The sequence below is a fragment of the Marivita sp. S6314 genome, from assembly GCF_023015985.1.
Taxonomy (GTDB): Bacteria; Pseudomonadota; Alphaproteobacteria; order Rhodobacterales; family Rhodobacteraceae; genus Marivita.
The window spans coordinates 91196-106343 of sequence record NZ_JALKAO010000004.1; the positions used below are offsets into that span (position 1 = coordinate 91196).

Genomic DNA, 15148 nt, shown 5'->3' on the forward strand with positions numbered 1-15148 from the left:
GTTTGATGATTTGGTGCGCGAGCCTGAGTTCCTGAGTGGCAAACACACTTTGTCGTTCTTACTCTTGCGCCGCGCTCGGCTGCTGCCGTGGCCAGATATCCTCGAGTACGGCATAGAAACTAGACAGAATCACGTTGTTCCCAATGACCCCCACGACCCCCACGCGCGGGGCCACCTCGACCAGTGAAGGCATCGCGATGTTGAAGTCCGTTAAGGCAACACGTCAGATGACGCCCAGAAATGCCAGCGAGATGGTGATCATCCCGAACAGCGGTTCAAGACAGCTGCGGAGCTGAAAACCAACGACGAAATGCATATCGGACAACCTGATCAGCAATCCAGAAGGTGGAGCCGTCTTTCCGCCTCGGCTTGATAATGTTACCCAACGGGTCACAACACGAGGCCTGTTTTAAAACAACTGTTCTAAACCATGCCAAAGAATGGGCGCGAATTACAGCTCATGAGACAAGGACGGGACTGATCGCTGGGTAGAAAATGGCGGATAAAGAAAAAAGACTTCATGCTATGAACGCGTCCCGATTGTCCGTCGCCCCCATGATGGACTGGACCGACCGTCACTGCCGCTTTTTCCACCGGCAGATCAGTCGTCATGCGCTGCTCTATACCGAGATGGTGACATCCCCCGCGCTGGTGCGGGGTGGGGCGCAGCATTTGTTGGCGTATTCCGATGAAGAACACCCCGTCGCCCTGCAGCTTGGCGGCTCTGACCCCGAAGAGCTGGCCGAAGCCGCGCGGATGGGGGCGGCTGCGGGGTACGACGAGATCAACCTGAATGTCGGGTGTCCATCGGACCGGGTGCAATCGGGGACATTTGGCGCGGTTTTGATGAAATCGCCGGATCTCGTGGCCTGCTGCGTGGCGGCGATGAAGCGGGTGGTGGACGTGCCTGTCACGGTCAAATGCCGGATCGGGGTTGATGATCAGGAGCCGGAAAAGATCCTGCCGGATTTCATCACCCGGGTATCCGAGGCTGGCTGCGATTACCTGATTATCCATGCGCGAAAGGCGTGGCTTCAGGGGCTGTCGCCGAAAGAGAACCGCGATATCCCGCCGCTGGATTATGGACTGGTGCAGGACATGAAAGCCCGGTTTCCGGCGCTGGGCATTTCAATCAATGGCGGTGTCGAGACGCTGGCCGAGGCCGAAGCGCTGATTGCCCAAGGATTGGACGGCGTGATGATCGGGCGCGCGGCCTATCACCGGCCGTGGGACATCCTATCGGAGGTGGATGTCCGGCTGTTTGGTGCGTCCCCGGCGGCGTCCAGCCGTGCGCAGGTCCTGGATGCGATGCGCCCCTATATCGCGGCCCATGTCGCCGAGGGTGGCAAGGTGCATCACGTCACGCGCCACATGCTGGGGCTGTATGCAGGCCAACCGGGCGCGCGGCTGTGGCGCCGCGTGTTGTCTGAACGGGCCAACCAGCCTGGTGTCGGGGCAGAGCTGATCGACGAGGCGCTTGAGGCCATGGACCAGCCAGACCGGCTGGCGGGCTGATCCCGTGGCGATCACATGGCCTGACGCGGGATATATCAGATATCCGTGGACCCCTGACACGTACCGTTGGTCACAAACGGCCCGCGCCATCGGGCGTGACGTTGCGCGCGATCCGGAGATGGTCAAGACCTGGCTGCAATGCGAGGGCACGTGGTTTGTCGGGGTCGATGCGCTGCCCACCGATCCGGAAGGCACAATTGGCGGCGTGCCATTGCAAGGCCCCTTCACCGACGCCATCGGACCGCGCGACGACCTGCATCCGGCGCAATTGTCGATCACCTTTCCCGGGTATCCGCGTCCCCGTGCGGGTGAAACAGACGCGGCATTCCGCTATCGCCAACGGCGCGACGCGGCTCATATGGACGGAGTCCGGGCCGAAGGCTCTCCCAAACGTCGGTTCTTTCAGGAACGCCACGACTGGATCCTGGGGCTGCCGCTGACCGAAACCAGCCCGGGGGCCAGCCCGCTGGTGGTGTGGGAGGGGAGCCATCATATCCTGCAAGCGGCCATGTCGCAGGCGCTGTCGCCGCATCCAAAAGACACCTGGCACAAGATCGACGTCACCGAGGTGTATGTCGCCGCGCGTAAGACCGTGTTCGAGACCTGCGCCCGCGTTCCGGTATTTGCGCGCCCGGGAGAGGCGATCCTGCTGCATCCCTACCTGTTGCATGGCGTGGCCCCCTGGCAGGCCGCTGCATCTGCCCCGAAAGACGGTCGTATGATCGCGTATTTCCGACCAGAATCAACCGAGTCGGACGCCTTTATAACAAGGCAAAAATAAGGCACCGCCACATTCCACTTGCAAGTTTGCGACAATGCCGGGCCTGCAAATTCGACTGTTCTGCAATTGCGGACAATACAGCGAAAATTGTCGATTTCTTTATGAACCCGCACCACGCCAACGGTACTTTAGCGTCTGTTCGGTACTTTTGGGATCAGGTGTGATGGAATATGCAGCGCTTTTGGCACTAACTCTTTTGGGGATTACCGCGAGCATTTTCGTGGACTCCGACGATGACGACGACTCCGACAGCGGTGACGATACCGTAGATGTCGGTGATGGCGGTGACGACGGCGCTGGCGGTGGTTCCGGTGATGACGGTGCTGACGGTGGCACAGATGGCGGAACAGGTGGCACCGACGGCGGAACGGGTGGCACGGACGGATCAGACGGCGGCACTGGTGGTGACACCGGTGGTGGCGATGGACCGACCATGTCTGACGGTGTCCTGTTTGGCACCGACGGCGCAGATAACCTGACCGGGACCGAAGGGGTCGACACGATTGTCGGCGCTGGTGGCGATGATGTGATCGACGGCCTTGGCGGTTCGGACATCCTCGATGGTCAACTTGGAAATGATACCGTTACCGGGGGTGCCGACAGCGATCAGGTCTTCGGCAGTGCTGGTGACGACAGCGTCAGCGGCGGCGGTGGCAATGATCTTGCCGCTGGCGGTGCCGGGGCTGATACGGTGTCCGGCGGCGATGGCGATGACTCGCTGTTCGGTGACGCGGGCAATGACTTGATCCGCGGTGACGGCGGTGCCGACCAGATTGTTGGTGGAGAAGGCGACGATACATTGGGCGGCGGCGCGGGGGATGACTCGCTCTTCGGCAATGACGGCGCAGACGAACTGACAGGCGACGAAGGTGCCGACACGCTGGTTGGTCAAGGCGGTGCTGACACCTTGGATGGCGGTGCCGGCAATGACCAGCTCTTCGGGATCTACAACGGCACCAGCAGCAATGTGATAGCGGATCAGGATGAGAATGATCCCGACATGCTGATCGGTGGCGCAGGTGCGGACGATATCCAGCTGGGCACTGGCGACATGGCCTTTGGCGGTGAAGGATCCGATGTGTTCCTGACCGGCACATGGGTCGATCCGTCCGCAGCACCTGTCATATTTGATCTGGAAGCAGATGAAGTGGTGATCGTGTCTGTGCCCGAAGGGACGTCTTCGGATACGACGATCACGGTGGAAACGGATGGTGCCACGGGCGACTCGCTTGTTCAGGCAAATGGCCAGACAGTTGCTGTGGTGGCGGCCGGAACAGGCTCCGTGTCTGTCGATCAGATCATTCTGGTTGAAAGCATTGACGGGTCCGCCGCAATGACACCTGCCGATGTTAATGGCGACGATGGCGGAAGCGCATCTCCCGAAATCGCTGAAGAGGGTAATGACGTTGTAGCCGACGAGGGCGATGATGTTGTGGCCGACGAAGACGACGATGTTGTTGCTGACGAAGGTGGGGATGTCGGGTCCGAGGACGACATGATCGTTTCTGACGAGGCGGTCGATGACGAGGAAACACCTGTCGCTGTCGCATAAAACGCTATGAAAATGCGCGCTGCACTGAAACACTGAAGACGTGCAGCACGCATATGGTAACGACGTCCGCAAAGTATCGCGGTCCCATAAGGGGAAAAACATGAAACTTGCCCTGCTTATATTTGCTTTGATCGCGACACCCGCGCTGGCACGAGATTTGCCACCGGATGAGCCGACATACGAAAAGCCGGAATTCGAGAAACCCGACGAGCCTACACCGCCCGAGCCACCTGAGCCGCCAACACCCCCGGAGCCGCCGGTGACTCCACCGGAGCCACCGAAGCCGCCGCAGCCACCGGAAGAGGAGCGCGAGCGCCCGATCCCTCCGGTTGTGGTTGCACCGCCCAAGGTGTCTGAACCGGGTCTGCGCTGCTACTTTGACGAAGACGGTGTGCGCAAGGTGAGCTTCAACAAGCTGGTCGATCCCGAGTTCTACAAGATGGGTCGCAAGTTCTGCGCGAAGGTGCCGTACAAGGTCATGGATGTGTCGGTGCATTGCGTCGAGAAGAACGGCAAATACCAGGTCCAGTTCTCGCAGCACCTGCACAGCAAAAAGGCCGTCAAGCGCGGACAAGAGTTCTGCATTTGCGTGTTTGGTCTGGACTGATCACACCAAAACGATCGAATAGAAAAGCCGGGGCCTCACGCCCCGGCTTTTTGCTGTTGGTTGGCCCTTTCTACGGGTTCACGATCGAAAGATCGTCGTTTGTCAAAGTCGATTGGAACGCGTCTTTTGGCAACAACTGGAAATGCGGTCCTGTCAATCTTGCCGCAAGTATTCGGTCGCAGCGAAACGTCCTTGGGCTTTTCCTAAGCTGTCCCATTGGCGCTGACGTCAGACACGATGCGACACACCACTGGTGTCAAACGTCGCAACATCCGGTTCAGGATCATCATGACCGCTGCAACCGGGCCGCGCGGCCGCCGCGGCGTTTGGTCAGCTGACCTTGGCGCGCGGGCAATTCCGCCATCACGACGCGCCGCGCCTCGGGGGACATCTTGGACCACGCGCCGATCTCGTCAATTGTGCGCAGGCAGCCGGTGCACAGACGGCTTTCGGGATGCACGACACAGATCTTTACGCAGGGGCTTTCGATCTCGTCGCGGCTCCAAATGTCGTCTTTCATAAAGGTCTCACCCGGTTTGAAGATGGCGCAGGCGATCCAGCGCCCCTTGCAGGATATAGGACGCCGCCACGTGGTCGATCACCTCTGCGCGACGCTTTCGGGTCGTATCCGCCTCCAATAGTGCTCTTTCTGCCGCAACCGTGGACAGACGTTCATCCCAGAACCCGATCGGGCCACCCCACAAGGCGCTGAAATTGCGTGCAAAGGCGCGGGTCGACTGGCAGCGGGGGCCTTCGCTGCCATCCATGTTGCGCGGAAGACCCAGAACAAGGCCCGCAATATCGCGGTTTTTCAGGATCGCCAGCAGCGCCTCTGCATCCTGTCCGAACTTGCGCCGCTTGATGGTCTCCAGCGGCGTGGCGACGGATCGCAACCCGTCGGACACGGCAACGCCGATGGTCTTGGTGCCCAGATCGAGCCCAGCCACGGCCCGCATCGGGGGCAGGGCCGTGTGAAAATCAGAGATATCGTCGTAAATCAAAGCCTTACAACACCAGGCCTGCGGCGCGGGCGCCATCCCGCACGATCTCAAGCGCGTCGGGGTTGTCGGCAAACACTTCTTGCGCGTTGTTCCAGATCGCGATGGCCTGCGCCTCGTCCCCCAGCACGCCGAGCGACGAAATCAGACGCGCCCAATCCTCGGGCGGGCCGCCTTCAGTGGCCAGACGGTCAGACAGCCGCGCCACCATGCCCCGGATCATCTCCTGCCGCTCTTCGGCGCTTAGCTCTCCGGCCGCCTCGACATCCTCGGCGCTGGGGCCCGGCAATCCTTCGATCTGCGGCACCTGATAGTCACCAACCCCAGCGCGGAACGCCATTTCCTCGATCTGCGCCAGGATCGGCGGCAACCAGACCGAGTCCGGTGGGCTTTGCCGCAGCAAACGGTCCCACAACCGGAACGCAATGTCGGGACGCCCGGTCTGGGCCAGCATCAGACCCATGTAATATTGCGCCACGCCGTTTTGAGGATCCCGGTTCAGCGTCGCTTCCAGCACGCGCTCGGCTTCCGGGGACACGTAGCCACCAGCCGCAAGCACCATCATATCTGCCAGATCCGCGTAATCCTTGGCCGTTGCCGCATCGCCCTTGAGCGACAGAACCCGTTCCTGCGCCTTGTAGGCCGCGATGTAATTTCCCAGCCCGGCTTCTGACCGCACCAGCAGGATATGCCCCTGAAGATCATCTGGGCGTTCGGCCACGGCAGCGCGCAGTCGCTGCACCAGATCTTCGTATTCCTGCGCAATGGCCGGATCACTCGCGGTGGGCAGCTGGCTTTCGGCTTCGGCCTGTGACGGGCGCGACTCGCGGGCCTGTTCGGCCATTTCCATCCGGGTCTTCAGACCCAGATCGCCGTACCCCGGCGCACCAAGGGCCGAGTAGAACCAGAACGTCCCCCCAATCAGCGTCACCGCAATGACCGCTGCCATTGCCAGCCCCAACGCTTTCGGCTGGTCGCTGCCTGCACCGCTGTCCTGCATCTTGGCGTCCGCTGCCAAAATGCGGCGCGAAATCTCGGTGCGCAACCGGGTGGCGTCGTCTTCGGAAATCACACCGCGTTGCAGGTCACGGTCCACCTCGGTCAACTGATCGCGGTAGACCTGCACGTCGAACACTTCGGACGGGCCGGTATGCCGGTGTCCCCGCAAAAGGGCCAGAACCAAAAGCCCCGTCATGGCCACTGCCAACACGCCGGTCGCAATCCAGAAAAGCGTCATTATCCGCATCATCCATTCGCTGTTTGGGAACATGTATAGCCGCGACCGCCCTGAAAAAAGGGCAAACACCCGTGACAAACCGCCATGTCGCAAATTCACGAAAATATGACGTTGTCACGCCCTCGGCGGATGCGCATTCTGGTCGAATATCTTTCAGATCACCCCTAGTCCGAGTCGCATCCATGAAACGCTATTCTGCCTTTGCCGTTGCCCGTGAAGCGGTCCGATACCACACCGGTTGGGAGCGCGCTTGGCGCAAAGCGCAGCCGCGGAAGAAATACGACGTTGTCATCGTGGGGGCAGGCGGGCATGGCCTTGCGACGGCCTATTACCTTGGCAAGAACTTTGGCATCACCAATGTCGCGGTGATCGAAAAAGGCTGGCTGGGCGGCGGCAACACCGGGCGCAACACCACCATCATCCGGTCGAACTACCTGCAGGATCCCTCTGCCGCGATCTACGAAAAGGCGCGCTCGCTCTACGAAGACCTGAGCCAGGACTTCAACTACAACGTCATGTTCAGCCCGCGTGGCGTGATGATGCTGGCGCAGACCGAACACGAGGTCCGGGGCTACCAGCGCACCGCCCATGCCAACAGCCTGCAAGGCGTCGAGACCCGCTTCATCGGTCCCGCCGAGGTCAAGAAACTCTGCCCGATCATGGAGATCAACGGACCGCGCTATCCCGTTCTGGGCGCGCTCTGGCAGGAACGCGGCGGCACCGCGCGACACGATGCCGTGGCCTGGGGCTATGCGCGGGCGTGCTCGGACATGGGCATGGACATCATCCAGAAATGCGAAGTCACCGCCGTGCGCCAAAACGCGGGCAAAGTCACGGGTGTCACCACCACGATGGGCGACATCGACTGTGACAAACTGGGGATTGTCGTTGCAGGCCATTCCGGCGTGTTGGCCGAGATGGCGGGCTTCCGTCTGCCGATTGAATCCGTGGCGCTACAGGCGCTGGTGTCCGAGCCGATCAAACCCTGCATGGACGTGGTTGTGATGGCCAACACCGTGCACGGCTACATGAGCCAGTCCGACAAGGGCGAAATGGTCATCGGCGGCGGCACAGACGGCTACAACAATTACACACAGCGCGGGTCCTTCCACCATATCGAGGAAACGGTCCGCGCGCTGATCGAAACCTTCCCGATGATCTCCCGTCTCAAGATGCTGCGCCAATGGGGCGGCATCGTGGACGTGACCGGGGACCGCTCTCCGATCCTGTCCAAAACGCCACTGGAAAACTGCTTCATCAACTGCGGCTGGGGCACCGGCGGCTTCAAGGCGATCCCCGGCTCGGGCTGGGGCATGGCGGAACTGATGGCCAAGGGGCACTCTCCGCTGACGGCCGAGTTCGGATTGGACCGGTTTGTTGAAGGGCGGTTCATTGATGAGAGCGTCGCAGCGGGGGTGGCGCATTGAAAAAGGTCAATCAACTGTCACGCCCGGCGGCACGCCGGGCAGCCCCCGACCGCCCCCATGGGCGGGGGCTTCACCCCCACCCGCGGTCGGCGGCTGCCCGAGGCACATCCATGCAACCATCAATCAACACATTTGCGGAGGCTACGCCATGCTCCTCCTGACCTGCCCCTATTGCGGCGTCGCCGCTGAAGAAACCGAACTGCACGGCGGTGGCGAGGCGCATCTGAAGCGCTTTGGCCCCGGCTCCAGTGATGACGATTTCTCGGAATACCTGTTCCACCGCGAAAACCCGCGTGGCGTGCATTTCGAACGCTGGCGGCACGTGAATGGCTGCGGCAAGTGGTTCCACGCGGCGCGTTGCACCAATACGCTTGAAGTGTTCGGCACCTACAGCGCGCAAACAACCGAACCGCCGAACGACCTGCTCGACACCATCCGCGCCAAACGCCCCGGCTTTAGCTGGAGAAACCTCGCATGACCCGTCCTCTTGCCAAAAATACCTCCGCGGGCTCCAACGCCGCCACACGCCCCGAGGTCCACCCATGAGCGCCCGCATCGCAACCCAAGGCCGCCTGATCAACCGCGACACGTCGGTTCAGTTCAAGTTCAACGGCAAGCTGATGTCCGGGGTCCGGGGCGATACGCTGGCCTCGGCACTGCTGGCCAATGGGCAAACCCTGATGGGGCGCAGCTTCAAATACCACCGCCCGCGCGGCGTGGTTGCCAGCGGTGCAGAGGAACCCAACGCGCTCGTCAATCTGGGTGAGGGCGACCGCGTCGAACCCAACCAGCGCGCCACCACAACCGAGATTTTCCACGGCCTCAGCGCCACCAGCCAGAACCATTTCCCATCGCTTGAATATGACGTGGGTGTGGTCAACAACGTGCTGTCGCGGTTCCTGCCTGCGGGCTTTTACTACAAGATGTTTATCCATCCGCGGCCGTTCTGGAAACATGTCTACGAACCCTTCATCCGGCAATCCGCCGGTCTGGGCAAAGCCCCCGACACCGAAGCGCGAGACCCGGACCGCTATGAACATTTCTACGCCTTCACCGATGTTCTGATCATTGGTGGTGGCGTCGCGGGCCTGCAGGCGGCGCTGACAGCCGGGCAATCCGGGGCCAAGGTTCTGCTGCTGGAACAGACCGCCCATTGGGGCGGGCGCGCGCCAGTGGATGGCGGCACCATCGACGGTCTTGATCCGGAAAGCTGGGTTGACCGGACCGTGGCCGCGCTGCAAGCGATGCCCAATGTCACCCTGCGCAATCGCTGCATGGGGGCAGGGGTCTATGACCACGGCTATGTGCTGGGCTATGAGCGCCTGACTGACCACACCCCCGACACCCCCGGCCCGCGCCACCGCCTGTGGCGCATCCGTGCGGCCCAAACGATCACGGCCACCGGCGCCATCGAACGCCCGTTGTCCTTTGCGGGAAACGATATTCCCGGCGTGATGCTGGCCTCGGCGGTGCGGGACTATCTGGTGAATTACGGCGTCAGCCCGGGCGACCGCACGGTTGTTGTCACCAACAATGACGACGCTTACCGCACAGCGATTGCCTTGGTGCAGGCGGGTCTCAAAGTGCCCGCGATCCTTGATGCCCGCCCGGACGGCGGCGGCGCGTTGATGGACGAGGCCAAGGCGCTGGGCATCTCCGTTCAGACCGGCGCGGCGGTTGCCAAGGTCAAAGGCTCCAAGGAAGTACATTCCGTGCTGTTCACCGCGCAGGACAGCGACGGGTCCGAGACAACCGAGATCTTCTGCGACGCGGTCGCCATGTCCGGTGGCTGGTCTCCGGTGGTGCACCTGTGGTCGCACTGCGGAGGCAAGCTGCAATGGGACGAGGCGCAGGCGGCGTTTGTCCCGGACCCGGATCGCGCGCCCGTCGGTCATGACGGCACCGCGTTCGTGGCAACCGCAGGCGCGGCGTCCGGTATGATGACACTGCAAGAGGCCCTGATGGACGCCACGCAGATCGGCATGACCGTCGTCAAACGGCTGGGCCATGATGTGACAGCCACCGAACCCGATGTCGTGCAGGTGGACGAGGCGCAATTGATGCCGGTCTGGATGATGCCCGCGCACGCGCCCAAGAAACTGCGCATGAAGGCATGGCTGGATTACCAGAACGACGTGAAAGTGTCGGACGTGCAGCTGGCCGCGCAGGAAGGGTTCGAAAGTGTCGAACACACCAAGCGGTACACCACGCTGGGCATGGCAACGGATCAGGGGAAATTGAGCAATATCAACGGCCTTGCGACCCTTGCGACAGCGTTGGGTGAAGACATCCCGCAGGTCGGCACCACCACGTTCCGCCCGCCTTACACGCCGATCTCGCTGGCCGCGATTGCAGGCGAAGCGCGCGGCGACCTGTTCCAGCCGATTCGCAAGACCCCGATGCATGACTGGCACGACGCCAATGGCGCGCATTGGGAGCCGGTCGGCCACTGGCGGCGGCCCTACACGTTCCAGAAACCCGGCGAGAGCGTCAAGGACGCGGTCCACCGCGAAGTGCGGGCCACGCGCAACAGCCTTGGCTTGCTCGACGCCTCCACTCTGGGCAAGATCATCGTCAACGGCCCGGACGCGGGCAAGTTTCTCGACATGCTCTACACCAATATGATGAGCACCCTGAAACCGGGCAAATGCCGCTACGGGCTGATGTGCACCGAAAACGGGTTCCTGACCGATGACGGCGTGGTGGCGCGGATCGACGAGGACACGTTCCTCTGCCACACCACAACCGGCGGCGCGGATCGCATCCATGCGCATATGGAAGAGTGGCTGCAAACCGAATGGTGGGACTGGAAGGTCTGGACCGTCAACGCAACCGAACAATTCGCGCAGGTCGCGGTGGTGGGCCCGAATGCCCGCAAGCTGCTGGAAAAGCTGGGCGGCATGGATGTCAGCAAAGATACTTTGCCCTTCATGGGTTGGGCCGATGGCGAACTGGACGGTTTCCCGGTGCGGGTCTACCGGATTTCGTTCTCGGGTGAGCTGAGCTTTGAAATCTCGACCCCGGCCAATCGCGGCCGGGCGTTCTGGGATGCGTTGCTGGAAGCTGGCAAGGAGTGGGACATCACCCCCTACGGCACCGAAGCGCTGCACATCATGCGCGCCGAAAAGGGCTTCATCATGATCGGCGATGAAACCGACGGAACGGTGATTCCGCAGGACCTTGGCCTCAATTGGGCGATTTCGAAGAAGAAAGAGGATTACATCGGCAAGCGCGCACAGGCGCGGTCGCACATGACCGATCCCAGCCGCTGGAAACTGGTGGGTCTGGAAACGCTGGACGGGTCGGTCCTCAAGGATGGGGCCTATGCCGTGGCCGATGGCGAAAACGAAAACGGCCAGCGCAACACCCAGGGCCGCGTGACCTCGACCTATATGAGCCCGACGCTGGGCAAGGGGATTGCGATGGGTCTGGTGCTGAACGGTCCGGACCGCATGGGCGAGGTGATCACCTTCACCAATAGCGGCGACGGCGCAAAGAAGGCGCGGATCGTGGATCCGGTGTTCTTTGACCCGGAGGGGGAGAAGCAGAATGTCTGATGTTCAACTGGCCCTCGGCGGCGCGTCCTTTCAGGGGCTTGCCAAGATCGAAGAACTGCCCGGTCAGGGCATGGTAACGCTACGCGCCGATCTGGATGACAAGGCTGTCGTAGCGGCGGTCAAGGACGTCTTTGACGTCGATATGCCCGGATTGCGCGGCACGTCGCTGGACGGTGCCAATGGCGCGCTGTGGATGTCGCCTGACGAAGCCCTGCTTCTGTGCAGCTATGACGAGGCCCAGGCCAAGGCGGATGCGCTGGCCGACAAGCTGTCCGGCGCGCATGCGCTTGTGGTCAACGTGTCGGACGCGCGGTCCGTGTTCAAACTGACCGGCGGGTTGCTGCGCGAAGTGCTGGCCAAGCTGGCCCCGGTGGACATGGCACCCGGTGCATTCGAGCCGGGGCAGGTGCGCCGGACACGACTGGCACAGGTTGCCGCCGCGTTCTGGATGGATGACGCCTATTCCGCGCGGGTTGTGTGCTTCCGCTCGGTGGCCGACTACATGTTCGGCATCCTCAGCAATGCGGCAGATGAAAACGCACAGGTCCGCTATTTCTGATGCCGTGCGCGCCGCGTGACGCGCCGCGGCGTTAACCAAGGTTAACGAAACATACCCAATTCGACGCGTCTTCAGATGAAATTTGCGTCGAATTTGACTAAACTCCTTCGCGTGGGGCGGCACCTGCGGGTGCGGTTTAGGGAGTAAGGGTATGTGGTACGGTCTTCGCAGGTTGGCGGGTGTTCTGGGTGTTGGAATGATGGTTGCAGGCAGTGCAGCGGCGCAGGTGACATATACCTGTGAACTCACGTCACCCCAGCGCAAGGCATGGATTCCGGACATTCTGTTCATCGGGCACGATGCTGAAAAGGGCAGGGTGGTGATCTCGGACCCGATCGTGCTGCACTTCAATGACCGTCGCCCCATCGAAGGCCGGGTGTCCATCGACAATGCCAAGCGCATTACGTTCGCGTGGAATTACACGGCCACAGATTCAAAAGGCAAACGCGCGAAAATGCTGTTTCGGGCCACCTGGCTCAAGGCTGATCAGGAAATGCGCATCACCGCCATGCCCGCCGGGTATCACACGGGTTTCAATGGGGTTGGAACCTGTGACCGGCAGCAGCGTTAAACTGATACGTGATCACAGCGCCAACACCGAACCGGCGCTTTTCTGAGCATTCGCAGGGTGCCAAGCCTTGACCTTAGGGTCCACTGGCATCAGGTAGTGCTGTGTATAAATTGCCGCACCTACTACGAGGGGACCACCATGGCTTTCGAACTTCCCGATCTTCCCTACGCCCACGACGCGCTTGCCTCCAAGGGCATGTCCAAGGAAACGTTGGAATATCACCACGATCTTCACCATAGGGCCTATGTCGACAACGGCAACAAGGCGATTGCCGGCACCGAATGGGAGGGCAAGTCCCTTGAGGAGATCATCAAGGGCACCTACGACGCCAACGCCGTCGCGCAAAGCGGGATCTTCAACAACATCAGCCAGCTTTGGAACCACAACCAGTTCTGGGAAATGATGGGCCCGGGCGACAATTCCATGCCGGGTGAACTGGAATCCCGCATCAAGGACGCGTTCGGAACCGTTGAAAAGTTCAAGGACGACTTCAGCGCTGCAGGCGCGGGTCAGTTCGGCTCGGGCTGGGCATGGCTGGTTGTCGACACCGATGGCACGCTCAAGGTTACCAAGACCGAAAACGGCGTGAACCCGGTCTGCTTTGGTCAGACAGCGCTGCTGGGCTGCGATGTGTGGGAGCATTCCTACTACATCGACTTCCGCAACAAGCGTCCGGCCTACCTGGCCAACTTCCTCGACAATCTGGTCAACTGGGAAAACGTGGCAGAGCGTCTGTCGAACGCCTGATCACCGCGCAGTTTTTTCGGAAAAGCCTCGCCATCTGGCGGGGCTTTTTTCATGTCTGGCGTCCGGGGCGCTGCGCGGTCGCTTCAGGGATCGCGGTCATTTGTCGTCCCGTCTGGCAGTTGGTCATGCCTTGCCCTTGCCGGTGCGTCCCGCTACCGCTGCGGGTGAAGGAGCCACCATGACTGACACCCGCAAAGGCGTATTGGCGCTGCTTGCCGCCTGTACCATCTGGGGGCTGTCGCCGCTGTTTTACAAAGCACTCAGCGCCGTTCCCCCCGCCGAAGTGCTGGCGCATCGCACGGTCTGGTCGCTGGTGTTCTTTGCCACACTGCTTGCGGTTCAGAAACGCCTGCCGGTGCTCTGGGGGGCCGTGACCCGCTGGGCGTCCGTGCGGGTGATCCTGTTCGCCGCGTCGATGATTTCGGTGAACTGGTTTCTGTTTATCTGGGCCATTCAAGTGGGCCGCGCCACCGAAGCGTCGATGGGCTACTACATCTTCCCGCTGGTGGCTGTCCTGATTGGCCGGCTGCTGCTGGGGGAAAAGCTGTCGACCGCCCAGTGGAGCGCCGTGGCCATGGCCGGGTTTGCGGTGGTGTCCCTGACCATCGGTCTGCAGATCCTGCCGTGGATCCCGCTGGTGCTGGCCACCACCTTTGGCATTTACGGGCTGGTGAAAAAGCAGCTGGACCTTGGGCCCGTGGTGTCGGTCACGGCCGAGGTGCTGATGCTGACGCCTCTGGCGGTGGCGTGGCTGCTATATCTGCACACCGGATCGGGCGGTGCGTTTGGTGACGAGATCGGGCAAAGCCTCTTTCTGATTGCCGCAGGACCCATGACCGCCATGCCGCTGATCCTGTTTTCCTATGGCGCACGGCGGCTCACCATGTCGACGGTGGGGATCGTGCAATACCTGAACCCGACGCTGCAATTCCTGTGCGCGGTGGTGATTTTTGGCGAACCGTTCGGACCGGTGCACCTGTTTGCCTTTGCCCTGATCTGGACCGCGCTGGCGGTGTATTCCACCAGCGCCCTGCGTCAGGACAAGGCCCGCCGCAACGCCAGGATCGTGTCCGAGGCCGACGTGGTGGTTTCGACAAAGTCGAGCAAGGACTGATCGGCGAACCCGTCCGCCACCACATGTGACATCAGAGCGGTCAGCGGGGCCCAGTAGTCTTCAACGCTGAGCAGGAAAATCGGCTTGTCATGCAGGCCAAGCTGCCGCCAGGTGAGTGCCTCGAAGAATTCGTCCAGCGATCCGGCCCCGCCGGGCAGAACGACAATCGCGTCGGCATTCATCACCATGACCTTTTTGCGTTCATGCATCGTTTCGGTGACGATGAAGCGGGTGAGGTCGGTCTTGCCCACTTCGAGGTCAAGCAGATGGGTCGGGATCACCCCGAACGTGTCGCCGCCCGCGTCCTGTGCCGCGCGCGCGGTCAGGCCCATCAGCCCCACATCGCCCGCACCATAGACCAGCCGCCAGCCCGCATCGGCGATCCCGCGCCCCAGCGCATCCGCCTCGCGGGCATAGGCGGGGTTCTGACCGGCACGTGCGCCGCAATAGACACAGATTGATTTGGTGTTCATAAGGGACGTC

The 15148-nt window shown here is 61.6% G+C and carries 15 protein-coding genes; 11 read left to right on the forward strand and 4 right to left on the reverse strand.

All coding sequences use genetic code 11. The features are described from left to right. The first annotated feature begins 525 nt into the window (after positions 1-525). From dusA to MWU54_RS12665, 4 genes are all read left to right on the forward strand, one after another. Positions 526-1515: a tRNA dihydrouridine(20/20a) synthase DusA gene (gene dusA, locus MWU54_RS12650; protein WP_247084313.1), complete on the forward strand. Its 990-nt coding sequence runs from the start codon at positions 526-528 to the stop codon at positions 1513-1515. Next, positions 1478-2296, forward strand: coding sequence for a hypothetical protein (locus MWU54_RS12655; protein ID WP_247084315.1), 819 nt, complete (start codon positions 1478-1480; stop codon positions 2294-2296). The genes dusA and MWU54_RS12655 overlap by 38 nt, the downstream gene beginning before the upstream one ends. A gap of 220 nt (positions 2297-2516) precedes the next feature. Continuing rightward, positions 2517-3848 (forward strand): calcium-binding protein, encoded by a 1332-nt coding sequence (locus MWU54_RS12660; RefSeq protein ID WP_247084317.1) that lies wholly within the window; start codon positions 2517-2519, stop codon positions 3846-3848. Positions 3849-3948: 100 nt separating this feature from the next. Continuing rightward, positions 3949-4455, forward strand: a complete 507-nt coding sequence (locus MWU54_RS12665; protein WP_247084319.1) for a hypothetical protein — start codon at positions 3949-3951, stop codon at positions 4453-4455. Between the two features lie 286 nt (positions 4456-4741). Here the strand turns inward: MWU54_RS12665 and MWU54_RS12670 are convergent, their stop codons facing one another. The 3 genes from MWU54_RS12670 to ccmI are packed head-to-tail and all read right to left on the reverse strand — an operon-like array spanning position 4742 to position 6690. Then, positions 4742-4975 carry a DUF1289 domain-containing protein gene (locus tag MWU54_RS12670; RefSeq protein WP_247084321.1) on the reverse strand — a complete coding sequence of 78 codons (234 nt, stop codon included), beginning with the start codon at positions 4973-4975 and terminating at the stop codon, positions 4742-4744. A 7-nt stretch (positions 4976-4982) separates the two neighbouring features. Continuing rightward, complete coding sequence (gene ruvX, locus MWU54_RS12675) at positions 4983-5456, reverse strand: Holliday junction resolvase RuvX (protein WP_247084331.1); 474 nt, start codon at positions 5454-5456, stop codon at positions 4983-4985. A 4-nt stretch (positions 5457-5460) separates the two neighbouring features. Beyond that, positions 5461-6690 (reverse strand): c-type cytochrome biogenesis protein CcmI, encoded by a 1230-nt coding sequence (gene ccmI / locus MWU54_RS12680; protein WP_247084343.1) that lies wholly within the window; start codon positions 6688-6690, stop codon positions 5461-5463. Between the two features lie 182 nt (positions 6691-6872). Between ccmI and MWU54_RS12685 the strand changes: the two genes are divergently transcribed. From MWU54_RS12685 to rarD, 7 genes are all read left to right on the forward strand, one after another. Beyond that, positions 6873-8117, forward strand: coding sequence for a sarcosine oxidase subunit beta family protein (locus MWU54_RS12685; protein WP_247084344.1), 1245 nt, complete (start codon positions 6873-6875; stop codon positions 8115-8117). 148 nt (positions 8118-8265) lie between these two features. Further along, entirely contained in the window at positions 8266-8595 is a 330-nt protein-coding gene (locus tag MWU54_RS12690) for a sarcosine oxidase subunit delta (protein ID WP_247084346.1), read from the forward strand. Between the two features lie 64 nt (positions 8596-8659). Next, positions 8660-11674: a sarcosine oxidase subunit alpha family protein gene (locus MWU54_RS12695; protein WP_247084348.1), complete on the forward strand. Its 3015-nt coding sequence runs from the start codon at positions 8660-8662 to the stop codon at positions 11672-11674. Continuing rightward, positions 11667-12233 carry a sarcosine oxidase subunit gamma family protein gene (locus MWU54_RS12700; RefSeq protein WP_247084350.1) on the forward strand — a complete coding sequence of 189 codons (567 nt, stop codon included), beginning with the start codon at positions 11667-11669 and terminating at the stop codon, positions 12231-12233. Before MWU54_RS12695 ends, MWU54_RS12700 begins: the two co-directional genes overlap by 8 nt. Before the next feature lie 151 nt (positions 12234-12384). After that, positions 12385-12804 carry a hypothetical protein gene (locus tag MWU54_RS12705; protein WP_247084352.1) on the forward strand — a complete coding sequence of 140 codons (420 nt, stop codon included), beginning with the start codon at positions 12385-12387 and terminating at the stop codon, positions 12802-12804. A gap of 138 nt (positions 12805-12942) precedes the next feature. Next, positions 12943-13551 (forward strand): superoxide dismutase, encoded by a 609-nt coding sequence (locus tag MWU54_RS12710; protein ID WP_247084354.1) that lies wholly within the window; start codon positions 12943-12945, stop codon positions 13549-13551. A gap of 178 nt (positions 13552-13729) precedes the next feature. Further along, a complete protein-coding gene (rarD, locus tag MWU54_RS12715; protein ID WP_247084356.1) occupies positions 13730-14665 on the forward strand; it encodes an EamA family transporter RarD in 936 nt (311 codons plus the stop codon). Here the strand turns inward: rarD and MWU54_RS12720 are convergent. Continuing rightward, on the reverse strand, positions 14587-15138 hold the full coding sequence (locus MWU54_RS12720) for a TIGR00730 family Rossman fold protein (protein ID WP_247084358.1): 552 nt from the start codon (positions 15136-15138) through the stop codon (positions 14587-14589). The genes rarD and MWU54_RS12720 overlap by 79 nt on opposite strands. Positions 15139-15148: the final 10 nt, after the last annotated feature.